The sequence below is a fragment of the Sulfurimonas sp. genome (assembly GCF_023228785.1).
Taxonomy (GTDB): Bacteria; Campylobacterota; Campylobacteria; order Campylobacterales; family Sulfurimonadaceae; genus Sulfurimonas.
Window position 1 is genome coordinate 34943 of record NZ_JALOAN010000016.1, and the last position, 17779, is coordinate 52721.

16 protein-coding genes are annotated in these 17779 nt (G+C 36.0%); 14 read left to right on the plus strand and 2 right to left on the minus strand.

Going from position 1 to position 17779, the window contains the following annotated elements; translation table 11 throughout:
• Positions 1-107 precede the first annotated feature (107 nt).
• Positions 108-320, minus strand: a complete 213-nt coding sequence (gene rpsU / locus M0Q24_RS05750; RefSeq protein ID WP_295048327.1) for a 30S ribosomal protein S21 — start codon at positions 318-320, stop codon at positions 108-110.
• A gap of 229 nt (positions 321-549) precedes the next feature.
• Between rpsU and M0Q24_RS05755 the strand changes: the two genes are divergently transcribed.
• The 4 genes from M0Q24_RS05755 to M0Q24_RS05770 all read left to right on the plus strand — a co-directional run bounded on the left by M0Q24_RS05755 (position 550) and on the right by M0Q24_RS05770 (position 4157).
• Positions 550-681 (plus strand): hypothetical protein, encoded by a 132-nt coding sequence (locus M0Q24_RS05755; protein ID WP_295048328.1) that lies wholly within the window; start codon positions 550-552, stop codon positions 679-681.
• A 331-nt stretch (positions 682-1012) separates the two neighbouring features.
• Positions 1013-2671 carry a DNA primase gene (gene dnaG, locus M0Q24_RS05760; protein WP_295048330.1) on the plus strand — a complete coding sequence of 553 codons (1659 nt, stop codon included), beginning with the start codon at positions 1013-1015 and terminating at the stop codon, positions 2669-2671.
• 45 nt (positions 2672-2716) lie between these two features.
• Positions 2717-3694, plus strand: coding sequence for an argininosuccinate synthase domain-containing protein (locus tag M0Q24_RS05765; protein WP_295048332.1), 978 nt, complete (start codon positions 2717-2719; stop codon positions 3692-3694).
• Between the two features lie 52 nt (positions 3695-3746).
• Positions 3747-4157, plus strand: coding sequence for a hypothetical protein (locus tag M0Q24_RS05770; RefSeq protein ID WP_295048334.1), 411 nt, complete (start codon positions 3747-3749; stop codon positions 4155-4157).
• Here M0Q24_RS05770 and M0Q24_RS05775 read toward each other — a convergent pair.
• Positions 4136-4399: a hypothetical protein gene (locus tag M0Q24_RS05775; RefSeq protein WP_295048336.1), complete on the minus strand. Its 264-nt coding sequence runs from the start codon at positions 4397-4399 to the stop codon at positions 4136-4138. The genes M0Q24_RS05770 and M0Q24_RS05775 overlap by 22 nt on opposite strands.
• 107 nt (positions 4400-4506) lie before the next feature.
• On the opposite strand from M0Q24_RS05775, the gene M0Q24_RS05780 reads away from it, so the two are divergent.
• The 10 genes from M0Q24_RS05780 to M0Q24_RS05825 all read left to right on the plus strand — a co-directional run.
• On the plus strand, positions 4507-5907 hold the full coding sequence (locus M0Q24_RS05780) for a flagellar hook-length control protein FliK (RefSeq protein ID WP_295048338.1): 1401 nt from the start codon (positions 4507-4509) through the stop codon (positions 5905-5907).
• A gap of 19 nt (positions 5908-5926) precedes the next feature.
• Entirely contained in the window at positions 5927-6625 is a 699-nt protein-coding gene (locus M0Q24_RS05785; protein ID WP_295048340.1) for a flagellar hook capping FlgD N-terminal domain-containing protein, read from the plus strand.
• A 5-nt stretch (positions 6626-6630) separates the two neighbouring features.
• The gene (locus M0Q24_RS05790; RefSeq protein ID WP_295048343.1) at positions 6631-7890 is read left to right on the plus strand and encodes a flagellar hook-basal body complex protein; all 1260 of its coding nucleotides are present in this window, start codon (positions 6631-6633) and stop codon (positions 7888-7890) included.
• 272 nt (positions 7891-8162) lie between these two features.
• Positions 8163-10292 (plus strand): flagellar hook protein FlgE, encoded by a 2130-nt coding sequence (flgE, locus tag M0Q24_RS05795; RefSeq protein WP_295048345.1) that lies wholly within the window; start codon positions 8163-8165, stop codon positions 10290-10292.
• A gap of 255 nt (positions 10293-10547) precedes the next feature.
• Entirely contained in the window at positions 10548-11711 is a 1164-nt protein-coding gene (gene purT, locus M0Q24_RS05800) for a formate-dependent phosphoribosylglycinamide formyltransferase (protein ID WP_295048347.1), read from the plus strand.
• Complete coding sequence (locus tag M0Q24_RS05805) at positions 11712-12638, plus strand: D-2-hydroxyacid dehydrogenase (RefSeq protein WP_295048349.1); 927 nt, start codon at positions 11712-11714, stop codon at positions 12636-12638.
• Positions 12639-12665: 27 nt separating this feature from the next.
• The gene (locus M0Q24_RS05810; RefSeq protein ID WP_295048351.1) at positions 12666-13070 is read left to right on the plus strand and encodes a YqaA family protein; all 405 of its coding nucleotides are present in this window, start codon (positions 12666-12668) and stop codon (positions 13068-13070) included.
• Positions 13071-13078: 8 nt separating this feature from the next.
• The gene (locus tag M0Q24_RS05815) at positions 13079-15664 is read left to right on the plus strand and encodes an ABC transporter substrate-binding protein (protein ID WP_295048353.1); all 2586 of its coding nucleotides are present in this window, start codon (positions 13079-13081) and stop codon (positions 15662-15664) included.
• Positions 15654-17273 (plus strand): FAD-dependent oxidoreductase, encoded by a 1620-nt coding sequence (locus tag M0Q24_RS05820; RefSeq protein ID WP_295048356.1) that lies wholly within the window; start codon positions 15654-15656, stop codon positions 17271-17273. Before M0Q24_RS05815 ends, M0Q24_RS05820 begins: the two co-directional genes overlap by 11 nt.
• 3 nt (positions 17274-17276) lie before the next feature.
• Positions 17277-17779 (plus strand): 2Fe-2S iron-sulfur cluster-binding protein (locus M0Q24_RS05825; RefSeq protein ID WP_295048358.1); only part of this gene is annotated, 503 nt, incomplete at its 3' end.

Below are 17779 nucleotides of genomic sequence, written 5' to 3' on the forward strand. Positions count from 1 at the left end.
ATGCGGATATTATATCATGAAAGGTTTGTTAAAAAAAGATGTTTTGTGATTATTTTTAAAGGAGAATATTTTAAGTAAGATAAACTAAGCCCGAAGGCTTTAGCTTATTAGAGGCGTGATTCGTAGCGTCTCATCATATAAAGACGCTTAAGTATTTTCTTACGAGATGCAATTTTGAACTTCTTACGCTTTTCTGTTTCAGTTTCATGGAAACGGCGAGCACGAGCTTCTGTAACGATTAAGTTACGGTCAGTCTGCTTCTTGAAACGGCGGTAAGATGCATCAAAGTTATCATCACTGCGTAGTACGATACCTGGCATATCACATCACCTACTTTCTTTTAAATTTTTGGAATTTGGAGTATATCATAATCCTTGTCAAAATTAGATTTTAAAATGAAAAAAGTAGCTTAAATCTGTATTTTGAGTAATTTATTGAGCTTTTTGACTCTTTCTTGATATATGTCAATGTATGTTTACTCTAAACAGGATAAACTTTGTCTGATTTAAAAATACTAGAGCGTAATGCGTTCTTAACAAAGGATACAAAATGAAAAAATTCATTTTACTTATAGCGTTAACATTAGGTGCTCTTCAAGCAAGCAACACAGTACACTACGATAAGGTAGATACTAAAGAGCCAATAAGTAAACCTAACCACCCAAGTACAGACATCTATTAGTCTGATCTTATTCTTCCTCCAGTTAAATAGATCCTTTTGGATCTGTTTAACATAAAACCCTTCTAATATTATACATATAACTTCAAAATATAAAAATTATAAATATAAAATATGATAAAATTCTATATATAATTCGTACAATAAACTACAGGAAAATAAAATGGGCAATAAAGCTTGTGATAATAAAAAATGTATAGATAGTCCAAAATGTGCTCGTCATGAGGCATGGCTAAAGGGTTCTAAAAACTATAAAACTTTTAAAGGAACAGAGAAAAAAGGCTGCGGAAAATTTATACCAAAAAAGTAAGCCTATACTTGATATAATCTCACCATGATTACACAAGACTCCATAGAAGCACTAAAAGCACGCCTTGATATTGTTGATGTTGTTGGTTCTTATGTGGAGCTAAAAAAAGCTGGTGCAAACTTTAAAGCACCATGTCCATTTCACGATGAAAATTCCCCCTCATTTGTTGTAAGTCCATCTAAGGGGATCTACCATTGTTTTGGCTGTGGAGCTGGTGGCGATAGTATTAAGTTTGTTATGGAATATGAAAAACTAAACTACCCAGAAGCTCTTGAAAAACTTGCAGATAGCTATAACTTTACACTAACACATACCGATAACAAACATAACAAACCTCGCTCACAAGTTATGGATAAACTAAATGAATGGTACCAAAATCTCTTAACTACAAGATCTGATGCACTAAGTTATATAAAAGAGAGAGGTATCTATGAGAGTAGTGTAGAGAAGTTTGGTATAGGTTATGCACCTGATTCTAACTCTACTATAAACTATATAAATTCACAAGGATTTTTACTTAGTGAAGCCATAGATATGGGAGTTGTGGGATCTGATAGCGGAAGAAGTTTTGCTAGATTTATAGAGCGGATAACCTTTCCTATTCACTCAGCAAATGGCTCTATTGTGGGATTTGGTGGAAGAACTATATCTGGTCATCAAGCAAAGTATGTAAATTCTCCAGAGACAGCGTACTACAACAAATCTCGTCTACTTTATGCATATCATCACGCCAAACAAACACTACATAAAACAAAAGAGATAATCATAACAGAGGGTTATCTCGATGTTATAATGCTTCATCAAGCCGGATTTACAAATGCAGTAGCAACTCTAGGAACTGCACTAACGCCTCAACATTTACCCCTTTTAAGAAAGGGCGAGCCTAGAATTGTTATGGCTTATGATGGAGATAATGCAGGTCGTGCGGCTGCACTAAAAGCATCAAAACTTCTTAGTGTTAGTGGTTTTAGAGGTGGAGTAATTATTTTTAGCGATGGACAAGATCCAGCGGATATGGTACAAAAAGGTGCTATAGAAGAGTTGGCTAACATGATAAGAGAGCCAAAACCTTTTATAGAGTTTGTTTTAGAAGAGCTTTTATCGCTCTATGATCTAAAAGATCCAAAGGCTAAAGAGGAGTGTATGCAGGAAGGAATGGCATACCTAAAAACACTCTCACCAATCCTTCAAGAAGAGTATAAAACTTTCTTAGCATCAAGACTAGGTGGCTTGGGTGTTAGTCCATCTCTACTTAAGTTTTCACAAAATACAAAGCAAACGAACTCCCCGCTTATGCAAAAAAACACTCATAAAGATATGTGGGAGTTAGCGCTTATAAAAACTGTTTTAGAACGTCCTGAATTTATAGATCAGATCTTAGATGTGCTCGATGCCTCACTTTTGCAGTTTCACTCAAGAGAGTTTATGTACGCACTTCAAGGAAAAACGGATGAACCATCTCTAATGGCTATCGCGGTTGATAATAATATACAAGCTCTTAGAGATGAAGATGCACTAAAGAGTGAACTTATACCTTTTTTGCATAAATATTATGAGAGAGAATATAAAAATATAAAAATTCGTACCGATATCACATTTGAGAAAAAAGCTTTTATCATCCGTAAAATTCGTGATAAAATTGCAAAACTCAAAAAAGGCGAATTAGTCGCTTTTAAATTATAAAAAGTTATTATAATGGTAAAATTATAAAAATAAAAAAGGCAGCATATGAAAGCGATAGCACTCTTTAGTGGTGGACTCGACTCAACATTAGCGATGAAACTTATCCTAGACCAAGGCATAGAAGTATTGGCTCTAAATATTTCTACGGGTTTTGGAAGTACAAAAGATAGACAGGATCATATGCAGAGTATGTGTGATCAAGTTGGTGCTGAGCTTATGATCATAGATATAGAGAGTGAATTTTTGCAAGATGTGCTCTTTAGTCCAAAGCATGGATATGGGAAAAATTTTAATCCTTGCATAGATTGTCATGCAAAAATGTTTGCAGTTGCAAAAAGAATCATGGAAGCTGAGGGTGCTAGCTTTTTAATAAGCGGGGAGGTTTTAGGTCAACGTCCTATGAGCCAAAACAAAGATGCTCTTCAAACTGTTTTAAATGAGAGTAACTGTGATGGACTTCTTTTGCGTCCAATGTCGGCAAAATTATTAGAACCAACTATCGCTGAGACAAAGGGTTGGGTAGATAGAGAGCTACTAGAGGGCATTAGTGGACGAAGCCGTGATAGACAGCTTCAACTTGCCAAGGAGATAGGACTTGCTGACTTTGAGAGTCCTGGTGGAGGATGTCTGCTTACCGATGAGAACTTTGGGAAAAAGATGCGAGATTTTATAAAGTATGATAAGTTTGAAGTAAAAGATATCCCAGTTATGAAGTTTGGAAGACACCTTCGTCTGCCAGATGGGGCAAAGCTTGTTGTGGGAAGAAATAAAGAAGAAAATGCTTACTTACAAGAGTTAGCAAATGATAAATTTTACCACATAAGAACTCTTGGAATTCCCGGACCTCATTCACTACTGAGTAAAAATGCAAGTGTTGAAGATAAAAAATTAGCTGCAAAAGTGATCTTGACATATACTAAGGCACAAGCAGAAACTACTTACACGCTTCTTTTTGATAAAGAGGAGATGCAAAGCTCGCCATACGCTTCAAGACAAGAGATAGAAACTTTTACAATTTTATAGATTAGGCTATACTACAAAGAGTTAAAAACTTGACTAAATTAGGAGTTTTATTATGGCTGGTATTCACTTTCAATTTGCAGACTTTAAACAACTGCTTCGTTTAAATATTGGTATAGCTCAAAGGCTTGATGAAAACAGAGCAGAGAGTTTTACTATACTCTATTGTGACTTTTCTAAAACTCAAAAAGTTAATATCTTAGAGACCTTGTCAGATACGCTTAGAACATCAGATACTATAGCAAACTATAAAAAAGATTACTTTTTTGTTCTTCCTTATACAGATAAATATGGTGCAGAGATAGTTAAAAAACAACTTGATGAGAAGTTTGGAGTCTTTTTAAACTCTTTTTTAATCAGCTATCCAGTTGATGGAGAAAATGCTGATGAACTTGTGGCCGTTCTTCAAAACAGTGTTAAACACTTTTGTAAAAAAGATATAGACTACTTAGACATACTTGAGTAGTCAAACTTATATATTTTAGAGTTTTTATAAAACTCTAAAGCCTCTGAGATCTTCTGCTCTTTATAGATCTTTTTATCACATACCCATCTACAATTTACTTTAGGATTTTTTGCAGCCTCTAGTGCTTCTCTACTCTGTTTTGTCTCAAAAGCCAAACACTCAAACGACTTGTTCTTTGGTGTATCAAATGGGCTTTGAGAAAAGAGAATAGCCGGAATAATTAAAAAAAAAATCTTTTTCATAAACCTAAGATCGACAAAATCATATATCTTTTAAATTTAATTTTATCTGTTGGAATAATTAATGCTATATAACTGTAAATCGCCTAAACAAAGGCAAGGAGTAAAAGATGATTGTTGTAAATGCAAAAAGTGATGTTAAAGCATCATCTCCTCTTGCAACTCCAGATAAAGAGCCGAGCCTATCTTTCTCACAGCTCTTAAAGGGTGTTGTTACAAAAGACAAACCAGCAAATGGTGCAATAGTTCTCTCACTAGAAAATGAAAAGTCACCAAGCATAGTTTCAAAAATAAGTTCTAAAAAAGAGTCACTTCTCTCTCTTTTAAAAGGTGATAAAGTCAAAGACGAACTACCTACAAAGCTTGTGAGTGAGCAAAAAGAAGCCTTAGAATTAAACCCAAAACTTACTCAAGGTATGAGCTCTAAAGAGCTTAAAGCCTTAGTCTCAGATGCAAAAGAGTATCTAAAGTCTAAAATCTTACAAAGTGATGAATATAAAAGGTCAGAAGCTAAAGATCTACCAAAAACTTTAAGAGGCTTAGCTGCAATGGCTAAAAACTTTGGCTTTGATGTCTCAAAACTAAGTCTAGAAGAGGTGCGGAGTAAATCAAAAACTTCTCTACTAGATGTAAAAAGTGATACAAAAGTACAAAACAACAGTGAGCAAAAGGTTCAAGCAAAAACCGAAGTGCAAAATATAGTAGAAGATAAAAAGATAGATGCAAAAGTTGTTGTGGATGTAACAAAAAAAACACCTCTGTTTAAGGCTTTTGAAGCAAAAGAGCATACAACAGAACAGATAGTAGTAGCAAAGCAGTTTAAAATAGAGCAAAAATCACCAAAAGAGAAAGCAGATGAGACACTAAAGTTACTGCTTCAAGGTGAAAAAGCCAAAAGCTCTAAGAGTTTCACGGCAGATTTCTCTGTAGCAACAGCGAGAGTAATAGCTCCAACTGCAACATCTGACGCAACAAAAAATTTAGAGAGACTTTTGCATGGAGAAGCATCATCAAATTTAGAGCAAAGTAGTTCGAACTCAAAGTTGGATGGGCTAGCTCTAAAAACTGATAGTTTAGAAGTAAAACTAAATGAAGCTAAGCAGATGATAAAGTACTTATCTCAAGATGTAAAGACGGCTATTGAAGACTATAAATCTCCATTTACAAGAGTAAAGCTTCAACTAAATCCGCAAAAACTTGGAGAAGTTGATCTTACTATAATCCAAAGAGGTAAAAACCTGCATGTAAATATTAGCTCAAACAACGCTGCAATTAACACGCTTTCAATGAATGCAAATGAGTTGAGAGTGCAGTTAAATAATAGTGGAATAAATAATGCTTCATTGAACTTTAATAACTCTTCAGGAAGTGAACAGCAAACTGCAAGTCAGCAGCAGCAAAATCGCCAAAATGAAAGAAGAGCTAATGAAGAGTACTCTTACTTCGAAAACGAAGATAAGAACGAAGAGATTTTAAGCTCACTAGAGATCGTAGTTCCATACTACGCGTAATTAAAATAAGGAGTATATTATGGCTATTAACTCATATGGTGAAAATATTGCAACACATGGAGCAGTAGGTAATACAACAGCGGCAGTAAAAGATAAGACTATTTTAGGTAAAGATGATTTTATGAAACTTCTCTTAGTAGAGCTTCAGCATCAAGATCCAACTGAGCCTATGGATAGTGAGAAGATTTTATCTCAAACTTCTCAACTAGCTACTCTTGAGGCATCTGAGAACACCAACAAAGCTCTTTCTGATTTGGCTGCATCTCTTGGTGCATCACAGCACTTCTCAACTATTGCTGCAATTGGTAAAACAGCTGACCTGGGAAGTAATGCTATAGCACACGATAAAGGCTCAGACAGTTCATTTGAAGTATATTTTCCTCAAGAGATAAAAAATGGAACGCTAGAGATACTAAACAATGAGGGTAAAGTTGTTGGTAAAATAGATATAGATATGAAAGATAAAGATGGAAATGTTTTAGATAAAAAAGAGGCAGGAGTCTATCAGTTTGACTGGGATGGAACGCTTAGCGACGGCAGTAGTGCAGATAGCGGTATATACTATATAACAGCAAGCTATAGAAATGAAGCAGGAGATCTTCAAACTACAAGACTTGGAACTTATCCTATAGAAGCAGTTAGGTTTGAAGAGGGTAAAGCACTTGTAAAAGTGGGCTCAAACTATGTTCCACTTGACAATATTAAAGAGGTTTATTAACTATCATGATGACTCAAGCTTTTTATACAGGTATATCTGGCTTAAAGAGTAACCAAGCAGCCATAGATATTGTATCTGACAACATTGCAAATATTTCAACTATCGGGTTTCGTGGATATAGACCAGAGTTCTCTTCTATTTTTGAAGAGACTCTAAATGCCACATCAAGAAAGCCAACTAACGACACTACCGGTTACGGAGTGATGTTAGGTACATCTTCTATGGATAAAGGGCAAGGAAGTATCTTGCTCTCAGATAGATCTACAGATCTAGCTATAGTTGGAAATGGTTGGTTTGGGATCTCGGGAAGTGCGGATACTATGTACACACGAGCAGGAAACTTTACTTTTGATGTAGATAGTGATCTCGTTACAACAGATGGACACTATGTCTTAGGAACTCTAGGTGGAAATATAAATGCTAACAATGAACTAACAAATATCTTAGGGGAAGTAAAACTAGGTAATGTTGGAACTCAAGAGAAGTTGCGTTTTCCAAAAGATCTTACATATCCACCTGAGCCTTCTACTATGGCAAAGTTTTCAGGAAATATAGGAACAGAAGATGGAGTTCAAACTATAGGTGCAGGTGTAGTTGATCCACAAAACAATAAAAATCATCTAAAGCTCTCTTTTACAAAAATAATTCCACAAGTATTGCCAGGTAGTCAATGGGATGTTGTAGCTACTACACAAACGCTTGATGGCACAGAGATATATGATACAAAGACAGGAAGAGCTGATTTTGATGCTAGTGGTGGGCTTATTTCTACTACACTAAGCACTATAGACAACAATGGTGCACAGATAAATATAGACATGGGAAGTGGTTTTGATGGTGTCGTAGCTATTAGTAACCTTGCAATAAGTGCATCTAGTATTTCAGATGGAACCATAGGTGGAGATCTAAGAGGTTATAGTATCAATAGAAATGCTGAGGTAATTGCAACTTTTACAAATGGAATGCAGAGTAGTGTAGGTAAAATAGCAGTCTATCACTTTGTAAATGAGCAGGGTCTTGAGCGAGCTAGTGGAGCAAACTTTAGACAAACTAACAATAGTGGAGAGCCACTTTTTTATACAGATGCAAGTGGACAAAACATCATTGGAACAGATGTTGTAAACTTTAATCTTGAGAACTCTAATGTTAGAATGGATGTAGCACTTACAGATCTAATCATACTTCAAAGATCGTATGATGCAAACTCTAAGTCTGTAACTACAGCAGATCAAATGATGCAAAAAGCATTACAGATGGATGCATAAAATATCTAAAGAGTTGGAACACTAAATGCTATTTATTTAGTAAGTAAAAAAAGACAAAACGTCTAAAGGGTTTATTCTCTTTGGCGTTATAAATAAAATGGGACTAGGTTCCCTTAAATTTTAGTGAATGAAGAAAAGAGGCACAAGTGCCGAGGGCTTCCTGCCGAAGGAAACCAAGCGTTAGCGTAGTCAAAGGGACTTGTTCCTTTGGCGTTATAAATAAAATGGGACTAGGTTCCCTTAAATTTATGAAATAAATTAAAGGACATAAGATGTTAAAATCACTATTTTCAGGTGTATCTGGACTGCAATCACATCAAATTGCGATGGATGTTGAGTCAAATAATATTGCAAATGTTAACACAGTAGGTTTTAAATATTCTCGTGCAAACTTTTCAGATCTTTTGGCTCAAACACAAGCTATTGCTACAGCTCCTCAAGGTCAGCTCGGGGGTAAAAACCCTGTTCAAGTTGGTCTTGGTGCTACTGTTAGCTCAATGACAAGAATTTTCTCACAGGGTTCTGTTCAAAACTCAGATAAAAATACTGATGTTGCAATTCAAGGAGATGGTTTTTATATAGTCTCTCCAGATGGTGGTAATACTTACAAATACACTCGTGCAGGAGACTTTAAGTTTGATGCTAAAGGAAATTTTGTTGACAACAATGGTTTTATAACTCAAGGTTGGCTCAGAGATCCAGTAACAGGAAAGGTTGACTCTACTGCACCTATTACAAACATTAACATACCGCCAGGGCTTACAACTCCAGCTTTTGCTTCACAAGAAGTAGTTTTAAAAGCAAACCTTAACTCAGGATCAAAAGTTGGCACTGAGAGTATTTCACCAGCTTATGAGGTTAAAAGTTTACCAACAGGAACTCCTCCAGCCTCTCTTGCGGCAATAGATGCAAATGGAAACCCTATAGCATCTGGTGATTTAGGTGTAATGTTTAATGAAGTTGGACAAGCATTCTCTTTACAAGAAGATCAAGGTGTTTGGATATCCTTTCAAAATGCTACAACAACCGCTGCTGCACAAGTTTCCGCTGGTGATGACTTGGCACTTCAGTTAGAAATGGATGATGGTTCAATAGTTACTATTAACTCAACAAGTACTGGTAATCAAGATACAAATGGTGATCAATATGCTGCTGCAATTGATGCTCAATCATCAATCACAGGTATTACAGCTTCTTATGATAGTACTACAAATCAGTTGACACTTATAAATACAAATGCGAGTGAAGCAGCATCTCACAATATCAGAATAGCTGCTAATGATTTAGGTAGTGGGTTTTTAACAACTGAGGGATCAACTACGGCTTATAAATATCAATATAGCCCCAATTCAGTGACAACTACACCAAATGCAGATAAAACATTTACAACAATATCTGATCTTCGCTATGCGATGGAGAGACATGCAAGAGATGCAAATGGTGATGGTATAGAAACAGACATTAATAATATATCAATATCTGTTAATGCACAGGGTAAGATAGAGATTACAAATCCAGGTGGTGGCGCAAATGACTATACTTTAAACATAAAAACTACTGCTATTATTGAGCCTGGTGTAACAAAAAATGCATACTTTACTAAAAGTATGGAAGCATTAGATGCAACTCTTCCAGCTGCAAGTGGCGGTAAAGTATTTTCACAAGGATTTAATGCCGCTACACACTCAAGTTCTATTGATATTTTTGACTCATTGGGTTCTAAGCATACTCTTAGAATGGAGTTTAGAAAGACAGCCCTTAATATATCAACTGGTAGTACATGGGATATGAAACTTTCAGTTCCACCTCCTGCAACAATTGACACTGTAGCACCATATGATGAGAAAACAGGTTCTATCCGTTTTAATAATGATGGATCGTTATCTACTTATAATCCACCAAATGTTTCTTTTAGTGGAAATAATGGTTCTGCTCCAGATCAGCAAGTAACTCTTAGTTTTGGTACTGCAAATTCATTTGATGGCATGACAAGTTATGATAAAGAATCTGCTACATCCGGTATATCTCAAGATGGATATACTGGAGGGGATCTAGTTGGAATCAGAATCGATCAAAGTGGTACTTTAGTTGGATCATTTAGTAACGGTCGTTCTTTTGGTCTTGCTCAAATTGCTATGGCGAAGTTTACAAATAACGAAGGTTTATCTGTAGAGGGTGGGAATATCTTTATCCAAACGGCAAACTCAGGAGATCCAATTATCGGAACTGCGGCGACTGCTGGGCGTGGATTTATCCAAGCGGCAGCCTTAGAAGCATCAAACGTTGACCTTTCACGTGCTCTGACTCAGCTAATAATCATCCAAAGAGGTTTCCAAGCAAATGGTAAAACCATTACAACCTCTGATCAACTTCTACAAACTCTCATAGGATTAAAACAATAAGTTTTAATCCTCTTTTGATATAATTTCTTTTATAAAAATTCAGTTTTTTTTCTCTGGCTCCCATGCTCTGCGTGGGAGTCTGTATATGCTACTCAAAGATATATGTGTTCCCACGCAGAGCGTGGGAACAAGAGTGTTTTTTTTCGGAAGCGAGGTTTTAAGCTCGTAGAGATGCTTTTAAGTTGCACTATGCGAAGCTAAAGCATCGCTTCCCAATACCTCTAGTGAATATAATAATAAAAGGAATTATCTCAGATGCAATTCTCATCTCCTCTAAAATCAAACTCAAAAAAAGTAATGTTGTTAGGTTCTGGCGAACTTGGCCGTGAAGTGGCTATTGAAGCTCAAAGATTAGGTCTTGAAGTTATTGCAGTAGACAGATATCCAAACGCACCAGCTCATCAAGTCTCACATCGTGCTTATGTTGTAAATATGCAAGATAAAGATGCTCTTTTAGAGATAGTAGAGCGTGAAAAACCAGACTTCATACTCCCAGAGATCGAAGCACTCTCTATAGATGCACTCATAGAAGCAGAGGCGAAGGGTTACAATGTTATTCCAAATGCATCAGCTGTACAAAAGACTATGAACCGTAAAAACATCCGTACCTTTGCAGCGGAAGTTTTGGGTTTAAACACAGGGGCTTATGAGTTTGTAACTACAGAAGATGGTCTAAGAGAAGCATCGCAAAGAATGGGTTACCCTTGTGTGGTTAAACCTGTTATGAGTTCATCTGGTCACGGTCAAAGTGTTCTTAAGTCTAAAGAAGATGTCTCAAAGTCGTGGGAGATCGCAAAAGAGGCTCGTGGAGATGCTAGTGAACTTATAGTTGAAGCCTTTGTTGACTTTGACTATGAGATCACGATGCTAACTGTAAGAAACGGCAAAGAGACTGTTTTTTGTGAGCCAATAGGACATGAGCAAAGAGATGGTGACTATGTTTTTTCATGGCAACCGATGCAAATGAGTGAAATTGCAAAAAAGAGATCACAAGAGATGGCTAAGGCTATAACAGATGGACTTGGAGGACGTGGGCTTTTTGGTGTTGAGTTATTTATAAAAGGCGATGAGGTCTACTTTAGTGAAGTTAGCCCTCGCCCACACGATACTGGAATGGTTACACTAATCACTCAAAGTCAAAGTGAATTTGCACTTCATTTAAGAGCTGTTTTAGGACTTCCTTTAGGGTTTACATTCTATGGAGAGGGAGCTTCTGCAGCTTACAAATCAGAGGCTGAAAACTTCAAACCAACTTTAGAGATAGACGATGAACTCTTTAGTGAAAACTCATATGTGAGAATCTTCTCAAAACCAGATACTCATAAAGGGAGAAGATTAGCAGTTGCACTAGTATTTGATGAGGCACAAAAAGCACTAGAGAGATCAAGAGAGCTTATAGAGATGATCAAGGATGTTTAGATGAAAATAGTAATATTGGACGCACTTACATTTGGAGATGCAGATCTGAGTGTTTTTAAGAGCTTGGGCGAAGTTGAGATCTATGAGACGACAAGTCCTAAAGAGACAAGCTCACGCATAACAAACGCTACTGTTATAGTTACTAACAAAGTTGTTATAGGCGATGAGCTTATGAGCTGTGCACCTAGTTTAAAACTTATTTGTATAGCTGCAACAGGGATGAATAACATAGATCTAGACGCTGCAAAAAAAAGAGGCATAGAAGTTAAAAATGTAGCTGGTTACTCAACTGACTCAGTAGTACAGCACACTTTTTCTATGCTTTTTTACCTACTTGGTAGTTCAAGATATTATGATGAGTTCGTAAAAGATGCTTCTTATGTAAAGAGTCCTGTTTTTACACACTTGTCTAAGCCATTTTTTGAATTAAAAGGTAAAAAGTGGGGGATTGTAGGACTTGGTAGCATAGGTCGTGGTGTTGCAACTATTGCATCTGCATTTGGTGCAAAAGTTTGTTACCACTCTACAAGTGGCAAGAATCTTACAAGAGACTATATGCAAGTAGATCTACAAACACTTTTAAAGACTTGCGATGTTATTTCTATTCACGCTCCACTAAATGAACAAACTAAGGGTTTACTCTCAGATAAAGAGCTAAGAGAGTGCAAAAATGGTGCGATCATTTTAAACCTTGGAAGAGGTGGCATTATAGATGAAGAAGCAGTTGCAAAAATAGTAGATCAAAAAGAGTTATATTTTGGACTTGATGTACTTGAGAGTGAACCAATGAGACAAGATCATCCATTTTTAAGTGTAAAAAACAAAGAGAGACTATATGTAACTCCGCATATAGCTTGGGCATCTAATGAAGCTAGAAAAAAACTTATAGAGTTAGTAGCTAAAAACATAACAGACTCCACGCTTTAGTCTAAGGCTTCTTAGGAGGGCTTTTGTATGAATGAACTAGCACTCTTTTTATCTGCATTTCTTGCAGCTACCATACTTCCCTTCTCCTCAGAAGTTGCATTTATTGCAGCTTTAGCTAATGATATGAATCCACTAAGTGCTATTTTTTTCGCTTCTTGTGGAAATATCTTAGCCATAACTCTAAACTACTGGTTTGGTTACTGGCTATATGATAAAACAAAAACAAAACTAGAGCGTTCTAAAACAGGAACTAAAAGCTTAAAATACGGACACAAGTATGGCTACTATATACTGCTCTTCTCATGGCTTCCCATCATCGGAGATCCACTAACACTAGTAGCTGGTGTTTTAAGACTTAAGTTTGTTTGGTTTGTTATAGTTGCCGGAGGACTCAGAGTTACAAGGTACTACCTTCTAACTCTTGTGGTATAATAAAAACTATGAAAATCATACTCCTTTTTTTAACACTTCTTAGCACACTTTTACTAGCAAAAGAAAAAGTATCGATCCAACTTATGTGGGTGGATCAGTTTCAGTTTGCTGGTTACTACATGGCAAAAGAGAAGGGCTTTTATGAAGAAGTTGGGCTTGATGTAGAGATAAAAAAATTCAAAAAAAATATGAATACTGTAAACGAGGTTATAAGTTCTAGAGCGACTTATGGCATTGGTAGATCAAGCCTTATAAGATCTCGTTCTGAGGGTGAGAAAATAGTTTTACTCTCAGCAATCTTTCAATCTTCCCCATTCGTTTTAATAAGCACCGATATAACAAATATAAAGAGTGTAAAAGACTTTGTAGGTAAAAAAATCATGCTAACACGGGATGCTTCTGATGCTGCCTCTATACGAGCTATGATAATGTCTGGAGGAGTTAAAGAGTCAGGGATAAAGATATTAAACCATAGTTTTAACTTTGACGACCTTTTAGATGGCAAAGTTGACTTGTATGCTGGATATACAACAAATGAGACATTTATTTTACAAGAGAAGAACATTCCCTATAGGGTTTTTTCTCCAAAAGATGATGGTTTTGACTTTTATAGCGACTTACTCTTTACATCTCAAAAAGAGATCCAAAACAACCAGCAAAGAGTAAAAGACTTTAGAGATGCATCACTTAAAGGTTGGAGATATGCATTTGATAATATAGAAGAAAGCATAAAAATAATTTATGAAAAGTACAACCCTACAAACAAAAGTATAGAAGCTCTAAGATATGAAGCAAATGAACTAAAAAAATTAGCTTTTATAGATGGTGTGAAGTTCGGTGAGATAAATGAAGATAAAGTTCTAAGAATATTTGATATATATAAGATTTTAGGGTTAGCACAAGATAAGATAGATATACAAGAGTTTATTTTTAACAATGACTCAAATATTTTAAATGCAAAAGAGTATGAGTATCTAAGAGAAAAACAAGAGATAAGCCTTTGTTCAATTCCCTCTTTTTTGCCATATAGTGCTATACATGACGGTGAAGTACAAGGTATTGGCTCTGGTGTCCTTGATATAATTTCCCAAAGTGTGCCAATAAACTTTAGACTTATAGAGACAAAAACATGGCAAGAGACACTCTCTTTAGCAAAAGAGGGCAAGTGTGATTTTTTACCAATAGTAGAAAATACAGAGTCAAGAAAAGAGTATCTTGATTTTACTAGCCCTTACTTTACAGATTCTTTGGCGATCATAACCGATAGCACAAAAAACTATATCTTAGATATAAGAAGTGTCTCTGATAAAGAGTTTAGTATAGCACAGGGATACTCTTTTGTAGAAACTATAAGAAAAAAATATCCAGAGCTAAGGTTGCATATTGTTCCTACAAGAAAAGAGGGCTTTATGGGCGTGCAAAAGGGTAAATATTATGGTCATATAGATGCGATGATGGCAGCGGCTTACTATATGCAAAACAACTCAAAATCAAATCTTAAAATATCTGGGCAGTTTGAAGAGGATATAAAGATTAGTTTTGGGGTTAAAAAAGATGATGAGGTACTTTTTGGAATTTTTCAAAAGATTGCAAATGAACTAAAACCAAAAGATATACAAAAAGTTTTAAATGATTGGGTATCTATAAACTACACAAGAACTGCAGATTATGCTTATCTAAAAAATGTCTTACTTATTGTTTTTGTTTTAGCTCTGATATTTGGATACAGACACTATCTGCTTAAGAAAAAGAACAGACAACTTCAAACACTCCAAGAGCAACTTTTGAGATTAAACAAATCACTAGAGACAAAAGTAGCTGATGCGGTAAATGATGTGTTAAAAAAAGATGCTTATCTTCTGCATCAAGCTCGTTTAGCTCAGATGGGAGAGATGTTAAGCATGGTAGCTCATCAGTGGAAACAACCACTTAGCTCTATCTCTTCGATGCAGATTGCTATTAGAATGGCTATAGAGCTAGAGAGGTTTGATCTTAATGATGAAAAACAAAGGGAAGAGTTTTTAGAGTTTGTACATCAAAAGTTAGACAAGATAGCAGCGAACACTCAAAATCTAAGTCAAACTATCTCAAACTTTAGCGACTTTTATAAGCCCAATAAAAAAGCAGAGTTAAGGAAGCTTGATGAAGTAGTAATGAAAGCTTGTAGTCTTGTAGAAGACAATATGGATGCAAATAATATTAGTATTAGTATGAGCTTACACTCAGATGCGGTTGTAAAGCTTCATGAAAATGAGTTTATGCAAGTTATACTAAATCTTTTAAACAATGCAAGAGATCAGCTAGTAGAAAAAGAGATAAAAGATGCACTCATTAAGATAAAAAGTTATGATGAAAATGGAAATGTTGTTTTAGAGATTGGAGATAACGCTTTAGGGGTTTCTGAAAATATTATAGAGAAGATTTTTGATCCGTATTTCTCTACAAAGTTAGAAAAAAATGGTACAGGTTTAGGGCTCTATATGTCAAAGCAGATCATAGAAGAGTACCATGATGGCAAGATTAGTGTGAAAAATAATGAAGATGGCGCTGTATTTATAATAAAGCTAGAAGTAGAGGATGAAAATGAGAAGTGATGTGTTGATAATAGGCGCAGGTGGAGCAGGTTTAGTAGCTGCTATAAACGCTCACACTCAGGGCGCTAAAGTAAAAGTTATAACAAAAGAGTATCCAACAAGAAGTCAGACTTGTATGGCTCAAGGCGGTATCAATGCAGCTTTGGGTAATGCAAGCCAAGATAGCGTCCAAGCACATATAGAAAACACTCTTATGTCAGCTCGTGGCATAGCAAACGAAGATGCAGTTAGACTTTTGTGTGAGAGCGCGCCTGAGGCAGTTGAGTGGTTAGATAGCATAGGAGTCTGTTTTTCAAGAACTAAAGATGCAAAGATAGCTCAAAGAACTTTAGGAGGTGCCTCAGCTGCTAGAGCTTGTTATGCACAAGATTATACAGGCTTAAAGATACTTCATACTCTTTACGATAGATGTAACGCTCTTGGTATTGAGATGTTAAATGAGAGATGCCTTGTAAATCTTGTAACTAAAAAACCACAAAAAGAAGACGCATATATTGGTGGGGCTACTTTTTTAAATATAAGAAGTGGAGAGGTTGAGACTTACGAAGCTTCTTCTGTCATAGTTGCAACTGGTGGGTATTCAAGGATCTACGATAAGCACTCAACAAATTCAACAAGCTCAACTGGAGATGGCTTAGCTGCTGCAATTAGAGCAGGAGCGAGACTTAGCGATATGGAATTTGTTCAGTTTCATCCAACTGCACTAAAAGGTTCATCCATTCTTATTTCAGAGAGTGCTAGAGGAGCTGGCGGTTATCTCTTAAACTCAAAGGGAGAGAGATTTACTAACGAGTTAGCACCTCGTGATGAGGTGGCTCGTGCCATAGATATGGAGATCCAAAAGGGTGAGAATGTTTTTCTAGATATTCGCCATTTGGGTGAGGAGTTTATAAACTCTGAGCTTCCTCAAGAGAGAAAATTAGCAAAACTTTATGAAAATATAGATCCAGTTTATGATCTCATTCCTATAAAACCAGTTGCACACTATACTATGGGTGGCATAGAAGTAGATGAGGACTCAAGTACAAAAATAAAAGGACTTTACGCTGTGGGAGAGTGTGCAAATCACAGAGTTCACGGTGCAAATAGACTCGGTGGAAACTCTCTTTTAGAACTTGTTGTTTTTGGAAGACAGGCTGGAGTGAATGCGGCAAAGTATGCAAAAATATTTGATAAAACCATAGATACAGATGAGCAAACTCAGAGCGATAAAAATCTTGTAGAGGAAGTAAAAAAGTTTACAAATCAGATAGATTTTTATGAAAAAAGAGCATTTATTGGAAATATATTTTATAACAATGCTGGGATTTCAAGAAATGATAGAGACTTAAAAGAAGCCCTTTGTCAAATTCATCAGATCCAAAAAGAGTTACCATTGATGGGACCAAAGGATAAAACAAAAGCTTATAACACTAACTTAGTAGAGTTTATAGAGTTTTCAAATATGCTTGAACTTTGCGAGATCGTAATAGTGTGTGCTATAAATAGATCTGAGAGTCGTGGTGCTCACTACAGAAGCGACATACCAGAGCAAAATGATGTAGATTATAAGGCTCACACTATTACATATAAAGAAGCCAATCTACTTTATGCAGACTTTGTGGAGTAAGAGATGAGGATTAAAATAGCGAGATATGTTAGCGAAGCAAGTACAGTAAAAAAGAATATAGAGTATGATGTAGATCTAGAAGATGCAACACTTTTAGAACTTTTAAATGAGATAAAAACGAAGCAAGATCCAACGCTTTCATATTCAAGTGGTTGTAGAAGTAGTATTTGTGGAAGCTGTTCTATGAGAGTAAATGGTAGAGAAGTCTTGGCTTGTGCCTATAAAGTAAAAGATGGTGACTTTGTAGAGCCTATGAAAAACTCCGCTGTTATTCGTGACTTAGTTGTAGATATGGACAGAGCTTATGAGTTCAATGCAAAAGCAAAAGCGTGGCAAAGCTCTATAGCCAAGACTATGAGTTTAAGCCAAGAGAGTATGAAGATAAATGAGCTTCAAAGTGACTGTATCTTGTGTGGATCTTGTTATAGTGTTTGCCCTGTTTATGCGGTAAATGAAGAGTTTTTAGGACCTTTCGCACTAACTCGTATTTGGCGATATGTTAGCGA

Excerpts from the sequence above, each read along its gene's own strand:
- rpsU (WP_295048327.1), bottom strand. The coding sequence starts at position 320 with ATGCCAGGTATCGTACTACGCAGTGATGATAACTTTGATGCATCTTAC.
- M0Q24_RS05755 (WP_295048328.1), top strand. The coding sequence starts at position 550 with ATGAAAAAATTCATTTTACTTATAGCGTTAACATTAGGTGCTCTTCAA.
- dnaG (WP_295048330.1), top strand. The coding sequence starts at position 1,013 with ATGATTACACAAGACTCCATAGAAGCACTAAAAGCACGCCTTGATATT.
- M0Q24_RS05765 (WP_295048332.1), top strand. The coding sequence starts at position 2,717 with ATGAAAGCGATAGCACTCTTTAGTGGTGGACTCGACTCAACATTAGCG.
- M0Q24_RS05770 (WP_295048334.1), top strand. The coding sequence starts at position 3,747 with ATGGCTGGTATTCACTTTCAATTTGCAGACTTTAAACAACTGCTTCGT.
- M0Q24_RS05775 (WP_295048336.1), bottom strand. The coding sequence starts at position 4,399 with ATGAAAAAGATTTTTTTTTTAATTATTCCGGCTATTCTCTTTTCTCAA.
- M0Q24_RS05780 (WP_295048338.1), top strand. The coding sequence starts at position 4,507 with ATGATTGTTGTAAATGCAAAAAGTGATGTTAAAGCATCATCTCCTCTT.
- M0Q24_RS05785 (WP_295048340.1), top strand. The coding sequence starts at position 5,927 with ATGGCTATTAACTCATATGGTGAAAATATTGCAACACATGGAGCAGTA.
- M0Q24_RS05790 (WP_295048343.1), top strand. The coding sequence starts at position 6,631 with ATGATGACTCAAGCTTTTTATACAGGTATATCTGGCTTAAAGAGTAAC.
- flgE (WP_295048345.1), top strand. The coding sequence starts at position 8,163 with ATGTTAAAATCACTATTTTCAGGTGTATCTGGACTGCAATCACATCAA.
- purT (WP_295048347.1), top strand. The coding sequence starts at position 10,548 with ATGCAATTCTCATCTCCTCTAAAATCAAACTCAAAAAAAGTAATGTTG.
- M0Q24_RS05805 (WP_295048349.1), top strand. The coding sequence starts at position 11,712 with ATGAAAATAGTAATATTGGACGCACTTACATTTGGAGATGCAGATCTG.
- M0Q24_RS05810 (WP_295048351.1), top strand. The coding sequence starts at position 12,666 with ATGAATGAACTAGCACTCTTTTTATCTGCATTTCTTGCAGCTACCATA.
- M0Q24_RS05815 (WP_295048353.1), top strand. The coding sequence starts at position 13,079 with ATGAAAATCATACTCCTTTTTTTAACACTTCTTAGCACACTTTTACTA.
- M0Q24_RS05820 (WP_295048356.1), top strand. The coding sequence starts at position 15,654 with ATGAGAAGTGATGTGTTGATAATAGGCGCAGGTGGAGCAGGTTTAGTA.